The sequence below is a fragment of the Kitasatospora sp. NPDC004615 genome (assembly GCF_042873545.1).
Taxonomy (GTDB): domain Bacteria; phylum Actinomycetota; class Actinomycetes; order Streptomycetales; family Streptomycetaceae; genus Kitasatospora.
Map to the genome: position 1 here is coordinate 231,446 of NZ_JBIALQ010000006.1, position 23,636 is coordinate 255,081.

Here is a 23,636-nt window from a genome sequence, read left to right on the forward strand (position 1 = left end):
GTGGCCGGTGGGCTATGACGCGTGACCGGTGGCCCGTGACGTGTGACTGGTGGCCGGTGGGTGCCGGTCAGCCGCAGCAGCCGCCCCCGCAGCAGCCGCCGCCCCCGCCGCTCGGGGCCGGGGCGGCAGCGCCGGACGCGCCGCCGGTCACGGCGACGGTCGACAGCAGCTTCACGGTGTCGGGGTGGCCCTCCGGGCAGACGGCCGGGTCGTTGGCCTGGGCCATCGGGCGGCTGAGTTCGAACGTGGCGCCGCAGGAGCGGCAGCGGAAGTCGTAGCGAGGCATGGTCAGCAGGGTACCGAGGGGTGACCGGGTCGGTGCCCGGTCGGTCCGCCCAGTGGCCGGTCGGGGACGGCGGGCGCCCAGCCGGTGTCGGCCGTTCAGTGGCGGCGGATCATCGAGACCACCTCGGCCGCCGTCTCCCGCACCGCCGCCAGTTCGGTCAGGAACTGCCAGTAGTCGGGGTGCCGGCCGGCCTGCTCCAGCGAGGCGACCGCACGGTCCAGGCGGCCCACCGCCGCGTCCAGCGGGCCGGCGTGCCGCGGGTCCGGCGCCTGCCGGCCGGCCATCGCCAACCGCTGGGCGTCGCGCAGCGCGAACCGGGCCCGCTCGATCTCGCGCTGCGGATCGTGCTGCACCTCGTTCAGCTGCCGCAGCCGCTCGTTGACGGCCGTCACCGACCCCTCGGCGGTGTCCAGCAGCGCCCGCACGGTGCCGATCGCCGTCGTGGCGTCCGCCCACCGCTGCTCGCCCCGGGCCCGCACCGTGTCCGTCAGCCGCGACCTGGCCGTCCGCACCGCGTCCGCGGTCTGCGCCGACACGTGCTGCAGGTCCTGCCAGCAGGCCGCCGAGAACCGCCGCCGCAACTCGCTCAGCGCGGGCTCCACCGTGCCGGCCCGGTTCTCCAGCGCGTCGATCCTGGTCCGCAGGGTGCCCACCCGGCGGTCGATCTCGCCGGCCCGCTCAGGCAGCTTCGCCGCCTCCGCCCGGACCTCCTCCGCCCGCCGCACCACGTCCTCCGCGCGCTGCAGCGTGGCCGGCACACCGTGCTGCGAGACGCCCTGGTTCAGCCTGGTCAGCTCCGGCGCGAGCTCGGCCAGCCGCGCCGCCAGGTCGTCCGCCCGCAATCCCGCGCCCCGCGCCTGATCCAACGCGACACTCGCCGCCAGCAACGCCTGCCTGGCCCGCTCCACCGCCGGCGTCACCCGGATCAGCTGCGCCTCGGCATGCTCCACCAGCGGCTGCAGCCGGCTGACGAAAGTACCCAGTTCCGCACGCTTGGAGTCCAGCTCGCGCTTGGCCTGCTCCAACTGCTGCTTGGCCCGGAACGCCGCCGACGGGTCCAGCTCGGCCGCCTCCAGATCGACCGCGTCCAGCGCCCCCAGATACGCCACCGTCACCTGGTCGATCCGGGCCACCAGCTCCGCGTACTCCCGCTCCACCCGGCGCGCGGTCGACGGCTCACCCGCCGACTTCACCGTCTCCACCGCGAGCAGCGCGTCCCGCTGCGCCGAATCCAGCTCGTAGAACGACTCCTGCGCCGCCTCCCGGGCCGCCCTGGCATCCGCGCGCGCGCCGTCCCGCCGGCCGCCGCCCCACCAGCCGCCCCGCCCCCCGCCACCGCCGCCGGCCACCCTCACCACGTGCTCCCTGCTCCGTCCCGTCCCACCACTCCACTCGCCATTCTTCCCGATCACCCACCCCGCACGGCACCCCCCGACGACACCCCCTCTCCCCAGGGGGCGGCGGACCACTCCCGGGACCAGGTAGTCTGTCCATTCGTCGTGCGACCGGCCCACCGGTCCACTTCGGCGCGGGCGCATAGCTCAGCGGTAGAGCGCCGCCCTTACAAGGCGGATGTCGGCGGTTCGAAACCGTCTGCGCCCACTCAGAAGTTGCAGGTCAGAGGCCCTTCCGCCCACCCGGCGGGAGGGCCTCCGACGTTGCGGCACACCTCGTTGACCCGGAGATCCCCCAGTACTCCAGCCGTAGATCGTGATCACGGACGGGAAGGTCAGGCCCGGGACGCTCCGAGGAACCGCAGCACGGCCAGGACGCGGCGGTGGTCCGCGTCGACCACGGGCAGGTCGAGCTTGGCGAGGATGTTGTTGATGTGCTTCGCCACGGCGCTCTCGCTGACCACCAGCGCCTGCGCGATGCCGGCATTGGAGCGCCCCTCGGCCATCAGACCGAGCACCTCCCGTTCGCGGGGGGTCAGCCGCGCCAGCGGGTTGCTCTCGCGCCGCAGCAGCAACTGGGCGACGACCTGCGGGTCCAGGGCCGTGCCCCCGTCCGCCACTCGCCGGACCGCCGCCACGAAGTCGGCGACATCGGCAACCCGCTGCTTGAGCAGGTAGCCCACACCGCTGGTGTTCGCAGACAGCAGGTCAGCCGCGTACCGCTCCTCCACGTACTGCGAAAGCAGCACCACCGCCGTCCCCGGCCAGCGCCGGCGGATCTCCATCGCCGCTCGCACCCCCTCGTCGGTGAAGTCCGGCGGCATTCGGACGTCGATCAGGGCGAGTTCGGGCCGGTGCTCCGCCACCGCCGCCAACAGCCCTTCCGCATCGCCGGTTTCGGCGGTCACCTGGAACCCGCCGATCTCCAGCACCTTGATCAGGCCGACCCGCAACAGCACCGAGTCCTCGGCGATCACCGCGCGCACGGCAGCTCCGCGGTGATGGTGGTGGGCCCGCCGGCGGGGCTGCTGACGTGGAAGGCCCCGTCGAGGGAGCCGACCCGCTTGGCCAGCCCGGTCAGCCCCGTGCCGGAGGCGGCGTCGGCACCGCCCAGCCCGTCGTCGGTGACGCGCACTCGCAGCACCTCGCCGACCTGGCGGACTATCACCTCCGCCTGCATCGCGTTGGCGTGCTTCGTCGCATTGGTCAGCGCCTCAGAGATCACGAAGTACGCGACCGACTCCACGTTGGGCGCCACCCGCTCCTCCAGATCGACCCGCAGCCGCACCGGCAGGGGCGTCCGGGCAGCCAGCCCGGACAACGCCGCGTCCAGACCTCGGTCCTCGAGCACGGCCGGGTGCAGCCCCCGCACCAGGTCATTGAGTTCGGCGATCGCCTCCTTCGCCTCCAGGTGCGCTCCGGCGATCACCTCGCGGGCATCACTCGGCAGGTCCGGGCGGGTGGCAATGGCCAGACCCAGATTGACCGCGAGAGACACCAACCGCTGCTGGGTGCCGTCGTGCAGGTCGCGCTCGATCCGGCGGCGCTCCGCGTCGACGGCCTCGATCAAGTCGGTCCGGCTCACGGCCAGCTGATCGACCCGCTCCTGGAGCCGCTGCGCCTGGCTGGGCCCGAGCAGGCCCACCGCCAGCCGCGCCTCGGCCCGGGCTACTGCCCGCGCGGTCCAGGGCAGGGCGCACAGGAGGAGGAGACCAGCCGCTGTGTAAGCCGGCAGCTGGGTCAGGTAGCCGAACCAGTCCTGGCGGATTCCGGTCGGCAGCGCCCACGACCAGGCGCAGGCGGTGGCGCCCGCCAGGCATGCCGCTGCCACCGCGAGCACCAGCAGCTCCAGCAGCGCGAGCAGCGGGCCCAGCACGAGGTGGTAGCCGATCTTGCGCCAAGGCCGCGTCGCCGCGAGCCACCGGGCGGTCGAGGCCCACGTCCGTTGTTCCGGCGCGGTGGGGGTGAGCCGGGGGACGTTTACACCGATGAGCACCCGGTAGCGAACCCGCTGAACGGCCGTCAGCACCGGGGCGCCGAGCAGGACCAGGGCGGTCGACACGGAAACCGTGAAGAGCCAGTTCCCCGTCCTGGCGGTAGTCGTCGCCGCCCAGGCCCACACGGGCACCAGCGCCAGGTGCGGCAGCACGCCGGCGGCGAGAAAACCGGTGTCCCGCTGCGCCCGGAGGACCGTGCGTCTCAGTCCAGCTGGAATCGTCATGGCACGACGCTAGGGCACCGCAGGAGGACGGCGCCATGAAGCCTGTACCCGATCTCGTGGTGAACCTAGTACCACCTGTAGATCTTGATCCTGGCCTGTCGGCGGACAGCATCTCGGCTTTGCGGAAGTCCTTGACGACGATGTTCCCGAGACTGATGCCGACCCGGACGACGACGAGCGAGCCCAAGTAGAGATCGACAGCCCGGCGAGCAGCGAGGGTCACCGGTCGTTGCTCATTCGACGCAACCGGCGCACCGGCGAACTCGCCTTCCACCGTTGCTACTCGGCTGGACGCGTTCCTTTGAGCGCCCTGGCCAGGGTTGCCGGGCGCCGTTGGACGGTGGAGGAGACCTCCAGTCCGCGGTGAGATCCAACGTCTCTTCACCGCCTTCGCCGCACCGCAACCACGCGGCCTGGCTCGGTTTCGCCGGATGCGGGAGGTGTACCCAGCACCACCAGCAAGTCGGATAGGAGCGCTACTGCCTCGGGCGCGCGCGAACGACATGCTGATGTCGTGCCCGAGGGGCGGGCACGGGAGGGAGCCAAAGGTCATGGCGAGCACTCAGCTGACCGGCGTTCATTCGTTCCCTCTGGCCCGCGTGGACGCCGGTCCGGGCTCCGGTGTCCCGCGGATCCTTCCGAAGGCCGCGGCCGCTTCGACGTCCCCCCTGCTGCTTCAAGCCGGCGGTGCTGATGGCGGTCTTCGTCGAGTTGCCGCTGGCGGTGGCCTGCGCGGTTCTCGCGACCCGGACCTTCCCTCGGCCGGGCCGCTGAGCGGAAGAGCTCGTGACGAGATCGGCGCTTGCGGTCCGGTCCGCTTCGGGAAGGCCCCGGCCTGCCGCAACGGCGGTACACGGGCGGTTCGTCCGGCCCGCTCGGGTCGACTGCCGACAGAGTCTGCGCCGGCCCAAACGGATTGCACACAAACACAACTGATTGACCATCGGGGATGCTCCGATGGCCCAATCGGATATTTGGGGAGGAATTATGAGGAATTCGCGGACATTGATCGGCGCGGGTGCTGCCGCCGCCGTCGCCACCTGGTGGTTCACCGACTCCGCGCCGTACCCGTACTCCCAGCGCTGGCTGCTCGACCTGCCGCTGCCGTTCCTGACTCTGAAGCGATTGGACCACGTGCTGCAGGCCCGGGAGGGCGAGAGGATCCTGGAGATAGGCCCCGGAACCGGCCTGCAGTCGCTGCACGTCGCACCGCAGCTGGGCCCGAACGGCCAGCTGGACATCGTGGACATCCAGCAGGAGATGCTCGACCACGTGGGCCGCCGGGCCAAGGAGCAGGGCGTCGACAACATCGTGCCGAACTGCGCCGACGCACATGAACTTCCTTTTGCGGATGGCTCGTTCGACGCGGCTTACGTGGTGACGGCGCTGGGCGAGATCTCGGATCCGGCGCGTACGCTGGCCGAGCTGCGCCGGGTGCTGAAGCCGTTCGGGCGGCTGGTGGTCGGCGAGTTCTTCGACAGGCACCAGATCCGGCCGTCCTCGCTGATCAGCCTGGCGGAGGGTGCCGGGCTGCGGGTCACCCGGCTGTACGGTCCGCCGTTCGCGTACTACGCGGTCCTGCGTCCGATCGACGCCTGACGCCGCTCGGGCGGTTCCCGCCAGGCCGAACCGTAGACTGGACGGCCGGCCGGTGGAGGGGCCTTTTGCATTCGGTGGACCTACCAGGAGGGCGCGGACGGTGAGTGAGTTCCTCATGAGGGCGGACGAGGAGATGCTGGAGTTCTTCTCCCAGATCGCCGACGTGCTCCAGACCTTCGGCATCTCCCGGGCCGAGGCCGTGGCCCGGGTGAACCGTGCCTGGGGTCACCGGACGTTCGATCCCTATCCCGACCTGATGTGCCACGAGGACGCCGACTACTGGGCTTACGGCATGTATTACCACGACGGCTTGGACCAGGGCGGGACGGTGCCGTACTGGGAAGAGAACCCCGACCGCAGCACCTGGCTGATCACACCGCCGCCGCCCGCCGACTCCCCGGCCTGGACCCTGCCCCGGGAGCCGTGACCGCGCAGGCTCTCGCCGGGCGGCGGCCCCGGGGCATGGTGTTTTCGGCCGATTCGCCGCACACCCCGACGAACTCCGGGCGCGCGGCCGTAACGTGTGGACGACCCCGACGACGGAGGTGGCCCGTGCCGAGGCGGGACTACGAGGACGATCCGAACGCACCGAAGGCCAACAGCCTCGTCCCGGCGGCAAGCGTCGTGGTCGTCGGCGAGGACGGTCGGGTGCTGCTCCAGCGCCGCACCGACAACGGCATGTGGGCCCTCCCCGGCGGCCGGATGGACGTCGGAGAGTCCCTGGCCGGGTGCGGCATCCGGGAGACCCGGGAGGAGACCGGCCTCGACATCGAGATCACCGGGATCGTCGGCACCTACACCAACCCCGGGCACGTCTTCGCCTACGACGACGGCGAGGTCCGCCAGGAGTTCAGCATCTGCCTGCTCGGACGGCCGACCGGCGGTCAACTCCGACTCTCCGCCGAGTCGTTCGAGGTGGCCTGGTTCACGTCCGAGCAGACCGACAGCCTGCCGATGGTGCCCAGCATCCGCAAGCGCCTGTCAGACTGGCGGTCGGGGCGGTTCCCGGTCGTTCGCTGATTCCGGATATGACGAACCGCCACGGGTCAGTCGCGCTGACGGATGATCAGGTCGGCGAGTTCGGCCAGTGAGTCGACCGTCCGGTCCGGGTTCGGCTCAGACTGCGAAGCCACCGTCCACCGCCAGCTCCGCGCCTGTGACGTATCGGGCGCTCTCGCCGGCCAGGTATGAGACGGCGTCCGCGACCTCCGCCGCCGTGCCGTAGCGGCCGAGCGCGGTGAAGCCACGCTGGAAGTCGGCGGAGTCGCCGTCGCCCGGGTTCATGTCGGTGTCGATCGGGCCCGGGTGGACCAGATTGACGGTGATCCCGTGCGGGCCGAGCTCCCGGGCCATGCCCTTGGTGAAGCCGATCAGAGCGGCCTTGCTGGTCGCGTAGAGCGCGCTTCCGGGGAAGGCCACCCGCTGGGCGATGCAGCTGCCGATGCTCACGATCCGTCCGCCCTCCACCAGGTACTGCAGCGCCGCCTGGGCATAGAGGTAGGGCGCGCGAACGTTCACTGCCAGCACCCGGTCGATCTGGTCGCACGTCACCGCCTCGATTGGTCCGACGGCGCCGACACCCGCGTTGTTCACCAGGATGTCCAGCCGCGTGAACCGCTCGGCGACCGCCGTCACCGCGCCGCACACCGCCTCCGGGTCTGCGCTGTCCGCGCGGACGGCCCAGCCGCTCCGCCCCATCGCGGTGATCTTGGCGACCACCTCCTCGGCCAACTCGGCCGAGCCCTGGTAGGTCAGCGCCACGTCTGCGCCGTCCTCGGCCAGCCGCAGCGCGACCGCCGCCCCGATCCCCCGGCTGCCGCCCGTCACCAGCGCCACCTTGCCGTCGAGCGCCGTCACACCGTTCATCGTCATCTCCGCAAAGCTCCTTGTTCCGGTCTTGGACACGCTCAATCCAAGATCGGAACGCCTTGCGGGTCCGGCGGTATTCAGACGTCACGTTCAATCTTCAACGACGACTCCGTACACCCCGGAAGTACGGCCCGTCCCTGGCTGCCGGTCCATTTCGGTCCGCCTGCCGGATCGGCAGCCACGTGGACCAAGGGGCAGCTCGGCGGGCGGACCGCCGCCGTCCAGCACCGCGCGCCGAGCTGGTCAACGTCGGTCAGCTCGGCCTCCGCGGTAGGTCCCGGCCGGACGGCGCGAGTTTGAAGACGGGCCCTGGCGCCGGTGGGTGGTGGGCCGGTTGCATGGGGGGATGGAGACTGGTGGGGCCGGGCGGCCGGTGGTGTATCTGTTCGGGGCGGCGGCGGGGGCGGTTTTCGGGCTGCCGGAGGTGGTTCGGGAGGCGCGGGGGCGGGGCTGGGAGGTGGCGGTCGGGCTGACGCCGACGGCGCGGGGGTGGCTGGAGGCGCGGGTGCCGGGGCTGGAGGAGTTGACGGGGTACCCGGTGAAGTCGGCGTACCGGTGGCCGGGCCAGCCGGATGTGCTGCCGGTGCCGGACGTGGTGCTGTTCGCCCCGGCGACGTTCAACTCCTTCAACAGCCTGGCGCTCGGTCTCACCACGTCCTGGGTGGTCGGTTACGCGGCGGAGGCGCTCGGCAAGGGCATCCCGGTGCTGGTCATGCCGTGCGTGAACACCGCGCTCGCCGCGCACCCCCAGTTCGCCCGCAGCGTGGCGACGCTGCGCGAGGCGGGCGTGCACGTCCTGCTCGGCGAGGACGGTTTCGTCCCGAACGAGCCGGGCACCGGCGACGCCCTCCCGTTCCCGTGGGACGCCGCGCTGCGGGCGGTGGAGCGGGTGCTGGGCGGGCAGGAAAGCAGCGACTGATGGAGGAGAAGGAGGAACGCTGTGCGGCGTGGACGGCCCTGGCGGAGTGCTGGGGTCCGGCGAGGGATCACGGCTGGATCGGGACGTCGATGGGCGACCTGCTGCGGCTGGCTCTCGCCGAGCCGAGGCTGGCGGAGTTCTGGCCGTGGACGGGGATGAACGAGTTGCATCTGTCGACCAGCCAGGACTTCCGTGACGCCAGGAAGGACGCGTTCCCGGCTGTCGCCGCCTGGCAGGGCGGCTACCGGGTCCTGGCCGCGCCGGCGTGGCAGGGGGCGGAGACGGTGCTGGAGACGACCGATCCGGCCGAGGCGCTGGCACGTCTGCTGGAGCTGATCGGCCGATGACGATCGAGGCGGAGCTGAAGGCCCGGGTGCGGGAGCCGGCGGAGTTGGTGGCGCGGCTGACAGCGGCGGCCGGGGTGGCGGGGCGGGTGGAGTTGTACCGGGACGTGTACTTCGATCGGCCCGGTGGGGAGTTGGGGGCGGTCGGTGCCGAGCTGCGGGTGCGGACGGTGACGGGGGCGGCCGGGACGCGGACGGTGCTGACGTACAAGGGTGCGGCGGTGGACGCGGTGTCGGGCTCGAAGCCGGAGACCGAGACGCTGGTGGCCGATCCGGTGGCGTTGCGGGCGATCCTGCGCGGCAGCGGGCTGGTGGAGACCATCGCCTTCGAGGAGCGGTGCCGGAACTGGAAGCTGACCGAGGACGGCCGCCCGCTGCTGGCCACGGTGGTGGAGGTGCCGGAGCTGGCCGGGGTGTTCCTGGAGGTGGAGACCCCGGCGGCGGATGCGGCGGAGCTGCCGTCCGCGCTGGCTGCCGTCCGCCGTGCGCTGCGCCGGCTCGGGGTCGTGGACGCGGAGCTGACCACCGAGCTGTACACGGACGCCGTCGCCAGGGTGAGGGAATGACGCGAGTCGGAGCAGCTTGCGCTTCTTGACCCGGGCGGTCTGCCCGTCCCGCACGGCGCGGTGAGGGAGTGACGCGAGTCAGAGCAGCTTGCGCGGGCCGACAGTAGGAGGGGAGTCGGAGGCGTCGCGGTAGGGGTGCAGCATGGCGGACGCGCCGCGCAGCTTCGCCGCGAGGCGGGCCGGCAGCACGAGTGTCCAGAGCAGGCCCTCGCCGCCGGGGCCCTCGACCAGCCAGGAACTCCAGGGGAGCTGGAGGGTGGCGGCGGGACTGAAGGCGATCGGGCGGTGGCCGGCCAGGGGGAGGTCGTGCAGGCCGAGGCGGCACCAGCTGGAGATGGTGAGGGTGCGGCGGGCGGGGTCGAAGCCGGCGGGGACGCAGTCGGTGATCCGGTCGCGGCCGATGCGCTGGAGGAAGCGCTGGTTGCTCCGCAGGGAGAGGTGCCGGGTGGTGAAGTCCTCGACGGCGGTGCGCAGCTCGGTGGCGTAGCGGGCGGGGGTGGTGCCGGGCCGCCAGGGCAGCCGGATCTCGCCGAGCAGGTTGCCGAGGGCGCCGTCGGGGAGGCCGAGGGGGCGGCGCAGGTTGACGGGGAGGGTGAGGGTCTGTTCGGCGTCCTGGTGGCCGTCGAGTTCGCGCAGGACGTGCAGCAGGTGGGCGCAGAGCGCGTCGTTGGTGGAGAGCGGGCGGCCGGCCTCGGCGGTGAGTGCGGCGCGCAGGCGCTGGAGCTCGGCGGGGGCGAACCAGATCTGCACGGTGCGGTTGGCGAGGCCGGCGGCGGCGATGGTGCGTTGCAGTTCGGCGGCCTCGGCGGGGTCGGGCAGCCGGAGGGAGGGGACTCCGCTGTCCTCGGCGGGGAGGTGGGCGTCGAGCTGGAGTTCGCGGTCGGCGGTGGGGGAGAGTGCGGGCGGCTCGGTGCCTTCGGTGCAGGCGGACCAGGTGCGCAGCAGCAGGGCGAAGGTGTGCATGTCGCCGACGGCGTGGTGCCAGGAGATGCCGAGGGCGCCGGTGCCGTCGGCGAGGCGGGTGAGTCGGACGGTGAGCAGCGGCAGGCGGGTCCGGCGGGCTTCGGTGGCGCGGACGTGGTCGACCAGGCCGTTCGCGGGCAGCGCCATCCGGTCGAAGGCCTCGGTGAGGGTGTGGGGGGAGTCGGCGACGGTGAAGGAGACGCCGGTGTCGTCGGTGTCGATGCAGAGGTCGCCGTCGGCGGTGGTGCGCAGGCGGCCGGCGAACTCGGGGAGCCGGGCGAGGGCGCGGGCGAGGCCGTCGGCGAGGGCGTCGGCGTCGAGCGGACGGTCGTGGAAGAGGACCACGGAGACGGGGAGGTCGGCGAGCAGCAGGTCGCCGACGGAGCAGCGGACGGGCCCGGGTCCGGGGCGGCCGGCCCGGACGGTGCGGATTTCGGCGTCGGACGTCGGCGTGCCGGTCATACCGGTCCCCTCCCTGGAGTGACGGAGGAACCATAGGGGCCTGCGGGTGGGGGAAACCAGAGGTGCCCGAACGGTCGCTGACGCGTCGTCCGGGCGGCCGGTTCCGATCCCGGGCAGGTATGTGTCGTTTCTCATACCGATGCCCGAAAGGGTCGAAAGGTGGTGAGCTGCGGTTTTCGTCCCGGGTTAATACGCCGTTTACAGGGGTGAAACGAAGGCGTTAGCCGCTAAAGGATCATGCAATCGACGAAAATTGAGCCTATCAGCTGACGAAACGCAGGTGAACGGCGGGCTTCTGCCGTGGTCTGCTGCGGAAACAGTGGGGGTTACGGTTCCCGCATGGTTCAGCTCGACAATCGCCCGGGAGCCGGCGCCGACGTCGCCACCGGCTCGGACGCCCCTGGCGGCGTCCGCTCCAAGGGCCTCAACAGCAACTCGATAGGTCTGCTCGGCAACGCCGTGATCGGCGTCTCCACGGTCGCCCCGGTGTACTGCCTGACGACGACGCTGGGCACCACCGTGGCCGCCGTCGGCCTGCAGATGCCGGCGCTCTTCCTGGCCGGCTTCCTGCCGATGCTGCTGGTGGCCTTCGCCTACCGGGAGCTGAACAAGGCGATCCCCGACAGTGGCACCTCCTTCACCTGGACGGTGAAGGCGTTCGGCCCGAAGATCGGCTGGATGTGCGGCTGGGGCCTGGTGATCGCCACGATCATCGTGCTGTCCAACCTCGCGGGCGTCGCCACCGAGTACCTGTACCTGCTGCTCGGTGAGATCACCCGCAGTGACTCGGTCGCCGCGCTCAACGACAACAAGCTGGTGCACGTGGTCACCTGCCTGGGGCTGATCGCGATCGCGACCATGATCAGCTACCGCGGCATGACCGCCACCAAGGGCGTCCAATACGCCCTGGTGGGTCTTCAACTGGTCGTCCTCGCCGTGTTCGGCGTGATGGCGATCGTCAAGGCCACCGGCAACGGCGATGCCGGGTCGCTGCACTTCTCCTGGAGCTGGTTCAATCCGTTCGAGGCCAGCTCCTTCACCGCGTTCGTGGCCGGTCTGTCGCTCTCGCTGTTCATGTACTGGGGCTGGGACGCCTCGCTGAGCGCCAACGAGGAGACCGGCGGCAGCGAGAAGACCCCCGGCCGGGCCGCGATGCTCGCCATGGTGGTCCTGGTCGGCTCCTACCTGTTCACCGCCGTCGCGGTGCAGATGTACGCGGGCGTCGGCACCACCGGCACCGGCCTCGGCAACCCGGAGACCTCCTCCAACGTGCTCGCCGTGCTGGCCGGCCCGGTGATGGGCCCGGCCCTCGGCGTGATGCTGTTCGTCGCCGTGCTGGCCTCCGCCTCCGCCAGCCTGCAGACCACCTTCATCCCGGTCAGCCGCACCGTGCTGGCGATGAGCGTGTACGAGGCGCTGCCGTCCTCCTTCACCGAGGTCAACGAGCGCTACAAGACGCCGGGCCGGGCGATCATCACCGCCGGTGTCGGCACCGGCGCGTTCTACACCGTGATGACCATGGTCAGCTCGCACGTGCTGGCCGACACCATCGCTGCGCTGACGCTGATGATCTGCTTCTACTACTCGCTGACCGCGTTCGCCTGCGCCTGGTACTTCCGCGGCGACTTCCGCAACTCGGTCCGCGACGCGGTGCTCAAGGTGGTCTTCCCGCTGATCGGTGGCCTCACGCTGGCCGCGATCTTCAGCAAGTCGCTGGTCGACATGATCAACCCGTCCTACGGCAGCGGCAGCTCGGTGTTCGGCATCGGCAGCGTCTTCGTGGTCGGCGCGGGCCTGCTGGCGCTCGGCCTGGTCGTGATGGCCGTGATGACGCGGCGCAGCCCCGCGTTCTTCCGCGGCGAGGTGCTTACGCGTGACACTCCGGCCCTGGTGATCCCGGAGTAGAGCGAAACCAGGGGCGCGGGGAACTGCGCGAGCAAGGAGCGCACGCCCGCAAGGTCGCGGTCAAGCGCAGGTCATTGTCCTGCGTCGCGATCTTGCGGTCGGGTCCTTCCGCTTCGCGCAGTTCCGCCCCCTCGCTTCGCTGGGGGTACCCCCAGCGCCCCTGGTTCGCCACCCTCAGTACGCGACGGTGAAGCGCTCGCCGATGTGCTTCGGCCGCTCGATCTCGTCCACCAGGGCCACCGCGTAGTCCTCGGTGGAGATGCGGCTCTCGCCGTCGGTGCCGATCAGCAGGTCCTCCAGGCCCTCGCGGTAGGTGCCGGTGCGCTCGCCGGGGGCGATGGTGGCGGCGGGGGAGAGGCTGGTCCAGCGCAGGTCGGTGACGGTGCGGAGGAAGTCCAGCGCGTCGCCGTGGGCGTGCATGATCTGGAGCAGGAACTCGGGCAGGCCCTCGGTGTCCCAGACCTGCTTGCCGTCGGGGGTGCGGAGCGAGCCGGCGCCGCCCACCGCGATCAGTCGCGGGGTGTCGGTGCCCAGCGTGCGCAGGCCCGCCACCAGGGATTCGGCGGACGGGGCGATCAGGGCCTGGTGGCCCGGCCCGTCGCCGCCGCCGACCGCGCTGACCACCACGGCCGACCCCTTGGCGTGCTCGGCGACCGAGGCCGGGTCCAGCACGTCTCCGGCCGCCACCGTCAGCGCCGGGTGGGTGACCGTCAGCTTTGCCGGGTCGCGGACCACGGCGGTGACGGTGTGGCCGCGGCGCAGCGCCTCGGCCAGTACGCGGGAGCCGATGGTGCCGGTGGCGCCGTACAGGGTGATGGTGCTCATGGGGGTGTCTCCTCGTTGCCGTTTTCGGTCTGCTGCTCGACCGTACGGCGGGCCGTTGCCGGTCGGCGAGGTACCGGGCCGACAGGCCGTGGTGAAAAACGGACACCCCCGCTGGCTGCGCTGCTCAGCCCAGGCGGAACAGGGTGCCGTGGCCGGTGGCCAGGGTGGCGGCGAGGACGGCCAGGTCGGCGAGGCCGAGGACCAGGCCGAGGCGGGCCCGGTGGGGGCGGGCGGTGCCGCGGTGGAGGGCGAGGGCGGCGAGGGTGACGGCGATCGGGCCGAGGACCAGGTTGAACAGCAGCAGTCCGAGCAGGCCGAGCACGAACGAGGCGACGGCCAGCTGGTCGGCTTCCGGGGCGGCGGGGCGGATGGTGTGCTGGGCGGACATGGCGGGCGCTCCGGGGTCAGTGGCGGCGGGTGCGGGTGAGCTGCTCGCGGGCGCCGAACAGCAGCAGCCAGGTGGCGACGGCGCCGGCCGCGGCGAGGGCGACCGGCCCGGGCAGGTGGGCGGCGGCCCCGGCGAGCAGGCCGAGGGCGAGCAGGGCGAGGAGCAGCATGGCGGCCTCTCCGGTTCGGGTGCTTCGGTGCATCGACACTGCGACGACGCGACGACGGGACGATGCGGCGTTTCGGCTAACAACTGTTCGCTGAAACCCCGTCAGCACTGTAGCGGGGCTGGAGATTTTCGGCAAACAGTTGTTTACTGAGCGCCGTGACCATGACCCCCGCCCCCGGCGTCCGTCAGGCCCAGAAGCAGGCCAGCCGCCGCGCCCTGCTGGATGCGGCCCTCGCCCTGCTGGAGGGGCAGAACCTGAGCGGCCTCGGCGTGCGCGAGGTGACGCGGGCGGCCGGGCTCTCCCCGGCGGGCTTCTACCGGCACTTCGCCGACCTGGCCGAACTGGGCGTGGTGCTGGTGCGGGAGTCGCTGGCCAACCTGCACGAGATGGTCCGCGCGGTGTTCGTGGGCAGTGGCGATCCGGAGCAGTTGATCGACCGTTCGGTCGAGGTGATCGACGCGCACGTGGCCGAGCATGCCGCGTACATCCGTTTCCTGGCCCGCGAGCGGCACGGCGGGGTGAAGCCGGTGCGGGACGCGGTCGGTGCCGAACTGAGGCACTTCGCGGAGGAGTTGGCCGAGCTGCTGGCGCCGCGGCCGGAGCTCGTGGACTGGTCGCCGAGTGAGCGCCGGATGCTGGCCGAACTGTACGTGGACCGGATGGTCGGCACGGCGCTGGCGCTGGTCGAGGCCGATCCCGCCGAGCGGGTCGCGATCGCGGACACGGTGCGCACGCAGCTGCGGCTGATCACGCTGGGAAGCCGTCATTGGAAGGCGAGTTGAAGGTGAGTTGACGGCGGGTTGGCGCCGTCTTGAGGGAAATCCGGGGGTGCGGTCACTCTTGACATAGTGTCATGGGCGCGCCAATTTAAGGGAACCCCAGTGGGACCCCGCATCCCTGAGAGGCAACCCCCATGAAGAAGCCGCTCATCGGCGCGCTCGGCACCGTTCTGCTCGCCGGGACCGCCCTGGTCACCGCCACCCCCGCGTCCGCCGTCACCGTCAACCTGGCCGGGACGGTCGCGCTCAGCAACTGTTCCGGCTCGCTGATCCGGATGCCCAACTCCGTGGACACCGACCCCGGACTGATCCTGACCAACGGCCACTGCCTGGAATCCGGCATGCCGGCCCCCGGCCAGGTGATCACCAACAAGGCGTCCACCCGCAGCTTCACCTTGCTCAGCGGCAGCGGCAGCAGCCTCGGCACGGTGCGCGCCAACCGGGTCGTCTACTCGACGATGACCGACACCGACGTCACCATCTACCGGCTGACCACCAGTTACGCGAGCATCAAGAACACCTACGGGATCTCGCCGCTGACCATGTCCAACACCCATCCGGTGGCAGGCAGCTCGATCAAGGTGCCCTCCGGCTACTGGAAGACCATCTACTCCTGCAACGTGGACGGCTTCGCCTACCGCCTCAAGGAGAGCAGCTGGACCTTCCAGGACTCGCTGCGCTACACCTCCGGCTGCAACATCATCGGCGGCACCTCCGGTTCCCCGGTGGTCGACGTCAACACCGGCCAGGTCGTCGGAGTGAACAACACCAGCAACGAGGACGGCCAGACCTGCACGCTCAACAACCCGTGCGAGGTGGACCAGAACGGCGCGGTGACCATACACCCCGGCATCGGCTACGCCCAGGAGACCTACACCATCCCGAACTGCTTCGCCCCGGGCAACGTGCTCGACCTGACCCGGGCAGGCTGCGTGCTGCCCCGCCCGTAGCCGGGCCCGAACGCGCGCAGCCACCCGGGTCCCCTCCGCGGGTGGCTGCGCGCGTTCCGCGGCGTCCTACAGGAAGCGGCGCAGCAGCCGGGACTTCGCGGCGGTGAACGGCGGGTAGGCGAGCCGCAGGGTGTCCAGCGCCAGCGGCTTGGACAGCACCGCCTTGGTGTGGCTGAACGTCTCCATCGAGTACCGGCCGTGGTACCCGCCCTGGCCGCTCTCGCCGACGCCGCCGAACGGCAGCCCGGGGACGGACAGATGGGCGTTCGGGACGCCGAAGGCCAGCGCCCCCGAGGACGTTTCGGCGGTCAGCCGGCGCCGGGTGTGCGCGGAGGCGGTGAAGGCGTACAGCGCCAGCGGCTTGTCCCGGGCGGTGATGAACGCGATCGCGGCGTCCAGGTCGGGCACCCGGACGATCGGCAGGACGGGGCCGAAGATCTCCTCGCGCATCACCGGCGCGTCCGGGTCGACGTCGGCCAGCACGGTCGGGGCGAGGTAGCGGGTGGCGCGGTCGTGCCCGCCGCCGGTGACGGTCCGGCCGTCGGCCAGCAGCGCCGTCAGCCGCTCGAAGTGGCGCTCGTTGACGATCCGTCCGTAGTCCGCGCTGCCGGCCGGGTCCTCGCCGTACATCTCCGTCACGGCGGCGGCCAGTTCGGTCTCCAGCGCGGGCGCGGCGTCGCCGATCGCGAGGACGTAGTCGGGGGCGACGCAGGTCTGGCCGGCGTTCATGAACTTGCCCCAGGCGATCCGGCGGGCCGCCGCGGCCAGATCGGCGCCGGGCTCGACGACCGCCGGGCTCTTGCCGCCCAACTCCAGCGTGACCGGGGTGAGATGGCGGGCGGCGGCGGTCATCACGATCCGGCCGACCGCTCCGTTGCCGGTGTAGAAGATGTGGTCGAAGCGCTGCTCCAGCAGAGCGGTCGTCTCCGGGACGCCGCCCTCGACCACGGCCACGGCCTGCGGGTCGAGGACCTGCGGCAGCCAGTGCGCGAGCGCCGCGGAGGTCGCCGGGGCGAGCTCGGAGGGCTTGACCACCACGCAGTTGCCCGCCGCGATCGCGCCGACCAGCGGGGCCAGCGCCAGCTGCAGCGGGTAGTTCCACGGGCTGATCACCAGCACCGTACCCAGCGGCTCGCGCACCGTCCGGGCCCGGGCGGGCGCCAGCGCGAGCGGCACCGCGACCCGGCGCGGGCGCAGCCAGCGGCCGAGATGGCGCAGCGTGTGGTCGATCTCCTTGACGGTGAACCCGATCTCGGTGACGTACGCCTCGGTCGGGCTCTTGCCGAGATCGGCCTTGAGAGCGGCCGCGAACGTCTCCTCCTGCTCGACCAACAGGTCGCGCAGCGCCCGGAGTTGGGCCTTGCGCCAGGCGAGCGGCCTGGTCCGGCCGGTGGCGAAAGTGGCGTTCAGGCGGGCGACGGTCGCTGCCGCGTCGGCCTGCTGGGCGGTGTCGGTGGGCGTGGAAACGCCGGTGGGAGCGTTCATGTTGCCGAGCATAAACGAAACGAAGTGTTTTCGTTTCGTTTTGGGTTCACCCGTAGGCTGGGGCGCATGACCCGCATCGCACCCCCCGCCACCCAGGACGGCCCGCGCCGGGGCCGCCCCCGCGACGCCGCACGCGACCGGGCCATCCTGGACGCCACCCTGGCCGTCCTCGCCGAGAACGGCTACGGCGCGCTGACCACCGCCGCGGTGGCCGCCCGTGCGGGGGTCTCCACTGCCACGCTCTACCGGCGCTGGTCCTCCAAGGACGAGTTGGTGATCGCCGCCGCCGCGACCCACGTCGAGGACATCCACGCCCAGCCCGACACCGGCACGCTGGAGGGTGACCTGCGGGTCCTGCTGCGCGACAAGGCCGCCGCGCTCACGGGTGAGGCCGGGCGCCTGATGCAGGCGCTGGTGGGCGAGGCGGCGCAGAACGTCGCGTTGGCGGACGCGCTCACCACCGCGTTCCTGGAGCCGGTGCACCGGCGGGTTGTCGAGGCGGTTCGGCGGGCTGTGGAGCGCGGTGAGATCGCGCCGGTTTTGGAGGTGGACGTGCTCGGGGCGGTGGTGGTGGGGCCGCTGATGAGCCGCTTTCTGCTGATGCCGCGGCCGGATCAGGTGGATGCGGCGACGGCGCAGGCGGCGGCTGACCGTTTCCTGCCGTTCGCGTTGCGGGCCGTCGGGGGGCGGTGAAAGGCGGGGACCGGAAACGGCGGAACGCTCAGCGCCCCGTTGATCATCCTATTGCTGCTGGTGGGGGCGAGCGTAGCGAAAAGTGAACGCGTTCAAAATGCCGGGGCCCGCCCGAGTTCTTCCTGAAGCACTGAATCGGTGCTTCAATTCTTTGCGTGGCCTACCGACGCACCGCCGCCGTCCAGGCCCGGCTCGACGGTCAGCGCGAGGCCGTCCTGCGGGCCGCCGTCGCCCTGCTCGCCGAGCGCGGGTACGCCGGGTGTTCGATGGCGGCCGTCGCCGATCGGGCCGGCATCGCGACCGGCAGCATGTACCAGCACTTCGACGGCAAGGCCGACCTCGCCGTCACCCTGTTCCGCACCGTCTGCGGCCGGGAGATCGCCGCCGTCACCGAGGCCGCCGAACGGGCCGGCGACCCGCTGGACGGTGTCGCCGCGGTGGTCGCCACCTTCGCCGCCCGTGCTCTGAAGTCGCCCCGGCTGGCGTACGCGCTGCTCGCCGAACCCGCGGACCGGGTGGTCGAAGCCGAACGCCTGGTGTTCCGGCGGGCGTTCCGGGACCTGATCGCCGGACGCATTGATCAGGCCGTGGCGAACGGTCAACTCCCCGGCCAGCGCGCCGAACTGACCGCCGCCGCGATCGTCGGCGCGGTCGGCGAGGCACTGGTCGGCCCGCTCACCGACGGACAGCCGCCGGAGACCGTACTGCCCGAGCTCGTCACCTTCACCCTGCGCGCCCTGGGAGGGCACTGATGGCAAGCACTCACGAGGTCACCAACCAGGTCCCCGACCCGTTCGGCCACGACGTCGCCGAGGACCCCACCCTGCTGGCCGCCCTGCACCGGGCCGGCGCCGGCTGGGCCACCGACGAACTGCATGCCCTCGGCCGCCTGGCCGGCACCGAGCAGGCCGCCGACTGGGCCCGGCTCGCCAACGACAACCCGCCGGTGCTGCGCACCCACGACCGCTACGGCCACCGCATCGACGAGGTCGAATTCCACCCGTACTGGCACGAGTTGATGCGCACCGCGGTCGAGCACGGCCTGCACGCCGCGCCCTGGCAGGACGAGCGGCCCGGCGCGCACACCGCCCGCGCCGCCAAGTTCTACGTCTGGGGCCAGGTCGAGGCCGGACACACCTGCCCGATCTCGATGACGTACGCCTCCGTCCCCGCCCTGCGCACCAGCCCCGAACTCGCCGCCGCCTACGAGCCGTTGCTGGCCGCCCGCGAGTACGACTTCGGGCTGCGCGAGCCGCACGGCAAGCGCGGGCTGATCGCCGGCATGTCGATGACCGAGAAGCAGGGCGGCTCCGACGTCCGCACCAACACCACCCGTGCCGTCCCCGTCGGCGACGGCACGTACCGGCTGGTCGGCCACAAGTGGTTCACCTCCGCCCCGATGTCCGACCTGTTCCTGACGCTCGCCCAGGCCCCCGGCGGACTCTCCTGCTTCGTGCTGCCGCGCGTCCTGCCCGACGGCAGCCGCAACGCGCTGCGCCTGCAGCGACTCAAGGACAAGCTCGGCAACAAGTCCAACGCCTCCTCCGAGATCGAGTACGAGGACGCGGTGGGCTGGCTGGTCGGCGAGGAGGGCCGCGGCGTGCGGACCATCATCGAGATGGTCAACATGACCCGGCTGGACTGCACCATCGGCGCCGCCTCCGCGATGCGCTACGGCGCGCTGCGCGCCCTGCACCACGCGAGCCACCGGCACGCGTTCGGCAAGCCGCTGGTCGAGCAGCCGCTGATGCGCAACGTCCTCGCCGACCTGGTCGTCGAGTCGGAGGCCGCCACCGCGATCGCCATGCGCCTCGCCGAGGCCACCGACCGCGCCCTGGCCGGCGACCAGCAGGAGGTCCGGTTCCGCCGCCTCGGCCTGGCCGTCGCCAAGTACTGGGTGTGCAAGCGCGGCCCCGGGCACGCCGCCGAGGCCCTGGAATGCCTGGGCGGCAACGGCTACGTCGAGGAGTCCGGCATGCCCCGGCTCTACCGCGAGGCCCCGCTGGTGTCGATCTGGGAGGGCTCCGGCAACGTCGCCGCCCTCGACGCGCTGCGCGCGATGGCCCGCCAGCCCGAATCGGTGGCCGCCGTGTTCGACGAGCTCGACGCCGCGAGCGGACTCGACCCGCACTTCGACACCGCCGTCGCCGACCTCCGCAAGGACCTCGCCGACCCCGACCACCTCGAGTACCGCACCCGCCACCTGGTCGAACGCCTCGCCCTCACCCTCCAGGCCTCCGCGCTGCTCCGCCACGGCGACCCCGCGGTGGCCGAGGCCTTCACCACCACCCGCCTCGCCGGCCACTCCGGCCTGGCCTACGGCACCCTGCCCACCGGCGTCGACACGGCGGCGATCCTCGCCCGGATCCCGTCGCTCCCCACCGGCGCGTGATTCCGGTCCGGGGCCCGGAAGGGCCCCGGATAAGCGCTGCTAGCGTGGCGGACGATCTCGTTCCGTGGGTTGAAGGGTTGCGCCGGCGATGGCCAAGTTCCTGCTGAGTCTGCATCTGATAGTCGCCGTGCTGGCCGTCGGTCCGGTCGCGGTGGCGGTGAGCATGTTCCCGCGGAAGGCGAAGGCGGCGCTGGCGGCGGGCCCGGAGCAGGTGAACGCGCAGGCCTCGGTGCGGCTGCTGCACCGGATCAGCAACGTGTACGCGCTGATCGGAATCGCGGTGCCCCTGCTGGGCGTCGGTACGGCGCAGGCCATGGGCGTGCTGGGCAACGCCTGGCTGATCGCCTCGATCGTGCTGACGGCCGTCGCCGCGGGTGTGCTGCTGCTGTTCGTGCTGCCCGGTCAGCAGGCCACCGTGGACGCACTGGACGCGACCGAGAACCAGGAGGCGGAGACCACCCGGGCCACCGGCATGCTGAAGATGCTCCCGATGACCGCGGGCCTGTTCAACCTGCTGTGGATGGTCGTCCTGGTGCTGATGGTCATCCGGCCGGGGTCGACGAACGGGGCGTGACGCCGCGCACCTCGAGACCGGCCAGCAGTTCGGCGGTGGCGGCCGCGACGGCGGCCACCGCCGCGTCGAACACCTCCCGGTTGTGCGCGGCGGGAGCACGGAACCCGGAGATCTTCCGGACGTACTGGAGCGCCGCCGCGTGCACGTCCTCGGGAGTGGCGTCGGGCGTCATCGGCGGGCGGAGCGTCTTGATGCTTCGGCACATGCCTCCAGTCTGCTCCGCCCCACCGACACTCAGCCGGGGAGCGGTCGCAGGCGCACCCCGGCCCGTTTGACGGCCCGCGCCACGATCGCCGTCTCGGCGCGGCGCACCCCGAGCGGGCCCAGCACCTCGGTGTGGAAGCGGTACAGCGCCGCGTGGTCCGGGCAGAACACCGCGCACATCAGATTCGTCGGCCCGCCGGTGGCCAGCACCCCGTGCACCTGCGGGTGCCGGGCCAGTGCCTCGCCCGCCGCGGCGAGCCGCCCCGGCGGCAGCTCCAGCCACAGGTTGGCGTCCACGGCGGCGCCCAGCAGCCGCGGGTCCACGCTCGCGTGGGTGCGCAGCAGCCCGCCCTGCGCCAGCCGGTGCAGCCGCCGCCGGACCGTCGACTCCGGCGCGCCCGAGGCGGCGGCCAGCGCGGCGTGCGAGCGGCGGGCGTCCACCGCCAGCAGGTCCAGCAGCCGGTGGTCGAGTTCGTCCGGCTCCGGCGGCGGCCCGCTGGGCGGCGCCGGGGCCAGCAGCGCCTCCTGCTCGGCCGTCAGCGCGCCGCAGCGCCACGCCGAGGCGTCCGCGAACAGGTGCAGGACGGCGTGCGCGGTGGACTCCATGACCGCGTCGGTGGCCGGGAGCTGCCCGTACAACAGGCGGTCGCGTTCGGACGGGCCCCCTAGCACCACCGCCGACACCTCCTGCCCGCCCAGCATGACGTCCACGAACGGGACGTCCTCCCGGGCGGCCAGCGCCAGCGCGATCGCGTCCACCCGGCCGCGCAGCACCCGCACCCGCAGCAGCAGCGCGCCGAGCGCCGCCACCCGGCTGTCCGGCATCCGCACCACCCGGACGGTGCCGGTGCCCAGCAGCCGGCCCAGCCGCCTGGTCACGGTGCGCGCCGACACCCCGAGCACCTGCGCGATCCGCCCGGTCTCGGCCCGCCCGTCGACCTGCAGCGCGTGCACCAGCTGCCGGTCGAGCGGGTCCAGCATCTTGGCGGGATCCGCCGTGTCGGTGTCCATGCTGTCCGATTCCCGTCGAATGCTGCGCCTGTGACGTCCTGAAGCGTCGCCCTGACGGTACTCCTGTGGTGCCCCACCGCACCGAAGGAGACGCACCGTGAAGGACATCCTGGCCGGCACCGAGACGGCCCTGCGCGAGGTCGGCGAATGGCTCGCGCACCGGCAGCCCACCGAGCCCGTCGACGCCGCCACCCCCGAACAGGCCCGCGCCGCGTTCGACGCGATCGACCGGCCCGCCACCGCGATGCTGCGCGAACGCCTCACGGCGCTGCGCCCCGGCGCCGGTTGGCTGGACGACGAGTGGGCGCGGGACGTGCCCCGCGACGGCGAGTGGTGGCTGTGCGACGCCACCGACGGCGCCGTGCAGTACCTGAGCGCCCTGCCGCAGTGGGTGCTCACCGCGACGCTGCTGCGCGACGGCGCGCCCGTGCTGGCCGTGGTGCACGCGCCACTCGCCGGCACCACCCACACCGCGACCGCCGACGGCGGCACCCGTCTGAACGGCCGCCCCTGCGCGCCCCGCCGCCGCACTCTCGCCACCGCGGTCGCGGCCACCTCCCAGCCGCCGCTGATCGCCCGCGACCCGCACGCGCTGCACGCCGCCGGCGCCTCGCTGACCGCCGTCCTCCCGCACGTCCTCGCGGTGCGCAACCTCGGCCCGACCGCACTCCAGATCGCCCAGGTCGCCTCCGGTCACCTGGCGCTGTTCTGGCAGTTCGGTGCCGACCCGGCCAACCTCCTCCCGGGCGCCCTGCTGGCCGCCGAGGCCGGCGCCGCCGTCACCGACGCCGCCGGCCGCCCCTGGACGCCCGACGCACCGTCCTTCGTCGCCGCAGCGCCCGGCGTGCACGCCGAACTCCTGGATGTGCTGCGGCAGGTGTGACCGCTGGGTCAGAGCGTGCCCAGGGTCGGCTGGAGGGTGGCGGCGGCGGTGAACACCACCTGTTCGGTGGTGACTTCGAGGTAGTGCAGGTCGCCGTGCCGGTGCTGGAGGGGCGGGTCGAGGGGGAGGGCGGACAGGTCGAGGTCGGGCAGGCTGTCGAGGGTGGCCAGGCCGAGCTTGATCAGCGCCTCCTTGCGCACCCACTGGCGGAGGAAGGCCCGGGTCGGGTCGGGGTGCTTGGCGACGAGTTCGGCCTCGGCGGGGCTGAGGACGTGGCTCAGGGAGGCCGGGTCGTTGGTGCGCGGGCCGAGGTGTTCGACGTCCACGCCGATCGGGACGGGGCCGGCCGCGGCGGCGATGATCCCGCCGGTGTGGGACAGGCTCAGGTGGGTGCCGGGGCGGTCGGTGAGCAGTGGCCGGCCGTGGCCGGTGCGGTCGCAGCCGGGGCAGTGCTGGCCGAAGGCGACGTCGGCGGGGTCGATGCCGAGGTGCGTGGCGGCGCAGAACCGGACCAGCAGGTGGGCGGCGAGGAAGTCGTCGCGGTCGGCCTGGCGGCGGAAGCGGTCGGCGCGTTCGCGTTCGACGTCGTTGAGCAGCCGTTCGTCGGCGTCCGGCCGGGCGAGGACGTCGGCCGTGGTGGCGAGCAGGGCGAGCGGGTGGTTCGACACAGGTCTCCTTGTCCGGGCGGGCGCTGTCATCGGTGCACCAGCAACTTAGTCCGTTCGAGCGATCTTTCGGGGTGTCGGTTGTCGGGT

Annotated in this window: 27 protein-coding genes and 1 tRNA gene; 15 read left to right on the top strand and 13 right to left on the bottom strand. The window is 72.2% G+C overall.

The window, feature by feature from the left end:
* Positions 1-67 precede the first annotated feature (67 nt).
* Both ACFYS8_RS22170 and ACFYS8_RS22175 read right to left on the bottom strand, forming a co-directional pair.
* A complete protein-coding gene (locus ACFYS8_RS22170; protein ID WP_387643234.1) occupies positions 68-286 on the bottom strand; it encodes a zinc ribbon domain-containing protein in 219 nt (72 codons plus the stop codon).
* A 95-nt stretch (positions 287-381) separates the two neighbouring features.
* Entirely contained in the window at positions 382-1,641 is a 1,260-nt protein-coding gene (locus tag ACFYS8_RS22175; RefSeq protein ID WP_387643236.1) for a hypothetical protein, read from the bottom strand.
* A 175-nt stretch (positions 1,642-1,816) separates the two neighbouring features.
* On the opposite strand from ACFYS8_RS22175, the gene ACFYS8_RS22180 reads away from it, so the two are divergent.
* Positions 1,817-1,888, top strand: a tRNA-Val gene (locus tag ACFYS8_RS22180).
* Between the two features lie 127 nt (positions 1,889-2,015).
* Here the strand turns inward: ACFYS8_RS22180 and ACFYS8_RS22185 are convergent.
* Complete coding sequence (locus ACFYS8_RS22185; protein WP_387643238.1) at positions 2,016-2,666, bottom strand: response regulator; 651 nt, start codon at positions 2,664-2,666, stop codon at positions 2,016-2,018.
* The gene (locus tag ACFYS8_RS22190; protein WP_387643240.1) at positions 2,654-3,901 is read right to left on the bottom strand and encodes a sensor histidine kinase; all 1,248 of its coding nucleotides are present in this window, start codon (positions 3,899-3,901) and stop codon (positions 2,654-2,656) included. Before ACFYS8_RS22190 ends, ACFYS8_RS22185 begins: the two co-directional genes overlap by 13 nt.
* A gap of 987 nt (positions 3,902-4,888) precedes the next feature.
* Between ACFYS8_RS22190 and ACFYS8_RS22195 the strand changes: the two genes are divergently transcribed.
* The 3 genes from ACFYS8_RS22195 (at position 4,889) to ACFYS8_RS22205 (ending at position 6,520) form a co-directional block, all read left to right on the top strand.
* Complete coding sequence (locus tag ACFYS8_RS22195) at positions 4,889-5,500, top strand: class I SAM-dependent methyltransferase (RefSeq protein ID WP_387643242.1); 612 nt, start codon at positions 4,889-4,891, stop codon at positions 5,498-5,500.
* Between the two features lie 100 nt (positions 5,501-5,600).
* Entirely contained in the window at positions 5,601-5,927 is a 327-nt protein-coding gene (locus ACFYS8_RS22200) for a hypothetical protein (RefSeq protein ID WP_387643243.1), read from the top strand.
* A gap of 125 nt (positions 5,928-6,052) precedes the next feature.
* The gene (locus tag ACFYS8_RS22205) at positions 6,053-6,520 is read left to right on the top strand and encodes an NUDIX hydrolase (protein WP_387643245.1); all 468 of its coding nucleotides are present in this window, start codon (positions 6,053-6,055) and stop codon (positions 6,518-6,520) included.
* A 96-nt stretch (positions 6,521-6,616) separates the two neighbouring features.
* Here the strand turns inward: ACFYS8_RS22205 and ACFYS8_RS22210 are convergent, their stop codons facing one another.
* On the bottom strand, positions 6,617-7,372 hold the full coding sequence (locus ACFYS8_RS22210) for an SDR family NAD(P)-dependent oxidoreductase (protein WP_387643247.1): 756 nt from the start codon (positions 7,370-7,372) through the stop codon (positions 6,617-6,619).
* Between the two features lie 343 nt (positions 7,373-7,715).
* On the opposite strand from ACFYS8_RS22210, the gene ACFYS8_RS22215 reads away from it, so the two are divergent.
* From ACFYS8_RS22215 to ACFYS8_RS22225, 3 genes are read left to right on the top strand one after another with little or no spacing between them, the layout of a single operon-like run.
* Positions 7,716-8,288 carry a flavoprotein gene (locus tag ACFYS8_RS22215; RefSeq protein ID WP_387643248.1) on the top strand — a complete coding sequence of 191 codons (573 nt, stop codon included), beginning with the start codon at positions 7,716-7,718 and terminating at the stop codon, positions 8,286-8,288.
* Complete coding sequence (locus ACFYS8_RS22220; protein ID WP_387643249.1) at positions 8,288-8,635, top strand: DUF6193 family natural product biosynthesis protein; 348 nt, start codon at positions 8,288-8,290, stop codon at positions 8,633-8,635. The genes ACFYS8_RS22215 and ACFYS8_RS22220 overlap by 1 nt, the downstream gene beginning before the upstream one ends.
* Positions 8,632-9,198 (top strand): class IV adenylate cyclase, encoded by a 567-nt coding sequence (locus ACFYS8_RS22225; protein ID WP_387643251.1) that lies wholly within the window; start codon positions 8,632-8,634, stop codon positions 9,196-9,198. Before ACFYS8_RS22220 ends, ACFYS8_RS22225 begins: the two co-directional genes overlap by 4 nt.
* Positions 9,199-9,276: 78 nt before the next feature.
* On the opposite strand, the gene ACFYS8_RS22230 is transcribed toward ACFYS8_RS22225, so the two are convergent.
* Positions 9,277-10,623: an acyltransferase gene (locus ACFYS8_RS22230; protein ID WP_387643253.1), complete on the bottom strand. Its 1,347-nt coding sequence runs from the start codon at positions 10,621-10,623 to the stop codon at positions 9,277-9,279.
* A 339-nt stretch (positions 10,624-10,962) separates the two neighbouring features.
* On the opposite strand from ACFYS8_RS22230, the gene ACFYS8_RS22235 reads away from it, so the two are divergent.
* Positions 10,963-12,528, top strand: a complete 1,566-nt coding sequence (locus ACFYS8_RS22235; protein WP_387643254.1) for an APC family permease — start codon at positions 10,963-10,965, stop codon at positions 12,526-12,528.
* Positions 12,529-12,702: 174 nt separating this feature from the next.
* Here the strand turns inward: ACFYS8_RS22235 and ACFYS8_RS22240 are convergent, their stop codons facing one another.
* The 3 genes from ACFYS8_RS22240 to ACFYS8_RS22250 all read right to left on the bottom strand — a co-directional run bounded on the left by ACFYS8_RS22240 (position 12,703) and on the right by ACFYS8_RS22250 (position 13,910).
* Positions 12,703-13,353, bottom strand: a complete 651-nt coding sequence (locus ACFYS8_RS22240; protein WP_387643255.1) for an NAD(P)-dependent oxidoreductase — start codon at positions 13,351-13,353, stop codon at positions 12,703-12,705.
* A 124-nt stretch (positions 13,354-13,477) separates the two neighbouring features.
* Entirely contained in the window at positions 13,478-13,741 is a 264-nt protein-coding gene (locus ACFYS8_RS22245; RefSeq protein ID WP_387643257.1) for a DUF4190 domain-containing protein, read from the bottom strand.
* A 16-nt stretch (positions 13,742-13,757) separates the two neighbouring features.
* The gene (locus tag ACFYS8_RS22250) at positions 13,758-13,910 is read right to left on the bottom strand and encodes a hypothetical protein (protein WP_387643258.1); all 153 of its coding nucleotides are present in this window, start codon (positions 13,908-13,910) and stop codon (positions 13,758-13,760) included.
* A gap of 161 nt (positions 13,911-14,071) precedes the next feature.
* Here ACFYS8_RS22250 and ACFYS8_RS22255 point away from each other — a divergent pair, with 161 nt between their 5' ends.
* Both ACFYS8_RS22255 and ACFYS8_RS22260 read left to right on the top strand, forming a co-directional pair.
* A complete protein-coding gene (locus ACFYS8_RS22255) occupies positions 14,072-14,692 on the top strand; it encodes a TetR family transcriptional regulator (RefSeq protein WP_387643850.1) in 621 nt (206 codons plus the stop codon).
* Positions 14,693-14,823: 131 nt separating this feature from the next.
* Positions 14,824-15,639, top strand: coding sequence for a serine protease (locus ACFYS8_RS22260; RefSeq protein ID WP_387643260.1), 816 nt, complete (start codon positions 14,824-14,826; stop codon positions 15,637-15,639).
* A 66-nt stretch (positions 15,640-15,705) separates the two neighbouring features.
* On the opposite strand, the gene ACFYS8_RS22265 is transcribed toward ACFYS8_RS22260, so the two are convergent.
* Positions 15,706-17,124 (bottom strand): aldehyde dehydrogenase family protein, encoded by a 1,419-nt coding sequence (locus ACFYS8_RS22265; RefSeq protein WP_387643262.1) that lies wholly within the window; start codon positions 17,122-17,124, stop codon positions 15,706-15,708.
* Between the two features lie 66 nt (positions 17,125-17,190).
* On the opposite strand from ACFYS8_RS22265, the gene ACFYS8_RS22270 reads away from it, so the two are divergent.
* From ACFYS8_RS22270 to ACFYS8_RS22285, 4 genes are all read left to right on the top strand, one after another.
* Positions 17,191-17,817 (top strand): TetR/AcrR family transcriptional regulator, encoded by a 627-nt coding sequence (locus ACFYS8_RS22270; RefSeq protein WP_387643264.1) that lies wholly within the window; start codon positions 17,191-17,193, stop codon positions 17,815-17,817.
* Between the two features lie 155 nt (positions 17,818-17,972).
* Positions 17,973-18,569, top strand: a complete 597-nt coding sequence (locus ACFYS8_RS22275; protein ID WP_387643265.1) for a TetR/AcrR family transcriptional regulator — start codon at positions 17,973-17,975, stop codon at positions 18,567-18,569.
* Complete coding sequence (locus tag ACFYS8_RS22280) at positions 18,569-20,209, top strand: isovaleryl-CoA dehydrogenase (RefSeq protein ID WP_387643267.1); 1,641 nt, start codon at positions 18,569-18,571, stop codon at positions 20,207-20,209. The genes ACFYS8_RS22275 and ACFYS8_RS22280 overlap by 1 nt, the downstream gene beginning before the upstream one ends.
* Before the next feature lie 88 nt (positions 20,210-20,297).
* Positions 20,298-20,783: a hypothetical protein gene (locus ACFYS8_RS22285; RefSeq protein ID WP_387643269.1), complete on the top strand. Its 486-nt coding sequence runs from the start codon at positions 20,298-20,300 to the stop codon at positions 20,781-20,783.
* Here the strand turns inward: ACFYS8_RS22285 and ACFYS8_RS22290 are convergent.
* Both ACFYS8_RS22290 and ACFYS8_RS22295 read right to left on the bottom strand, forming a co-directional pair.
* Positions 20,752-20,988, bottom strand: coding sequence for a DUF2277 domain-containing protein (locus ACFYS8_RS22290; RefSeq protein ID WP_043913756.1), 237 nt, complete (start codon positions 20,986-20,988; stop codon positions 20,752-20,754). The two genes, ACFYS8_RS22285 and ACFYS8_RS22290, sit on opposite strands and share 32 nt — an antisense overlap.
* A 29-nt stretch (positions 20,989-21,017) precedes the next feature.
* Positions 21,018-21,998 carry an Lrp/AsnC family transcriptional regulator gene (locus ACFYS8_RS22295; protein ID WP_387643271.1) on the bottom strand — a complete coding sequence of 327 codons (981 nt, stop codon included), beginning with the start codon at positions 21,996-21,998 and terminating at the stop codon, positions 21,018-21,020.
* A 97-nt stretch (positions 21,999-22,095) separates the two neighbouring features.
* Here ACFYS8_RS22295 and ACFYS8_RS22300 point away from each other — a divergent pair, with 97 nt between their 5' ends.
* Entirely contained in the window at positions 22,096-22,881 is a 786-nt protein-coding gene (locus ACFYS8_RS22300) for an inositol monophosphatase family protein (protein WP_387643273.1), read from the top strand.
* 8 nt (positions 22,882-22,889) lie between these two features.
* Here the strand turns inward: ACFYS8_RS22300 and ACFYS8_RS22305 are convergent, their stop codons facing one another.
* Entirely contained in the window at positions 22,890-23,549 is a 660-nt protein-coding gene (locus tag ACFYS8_RS22305; RefSeq protein WP_387643275.1) for a 4'-phosphopantetheinyl transferase family protein, read from the bottom strand.
* Positions 23,550-23,636 lie beyond the last annotated feature (87 nt).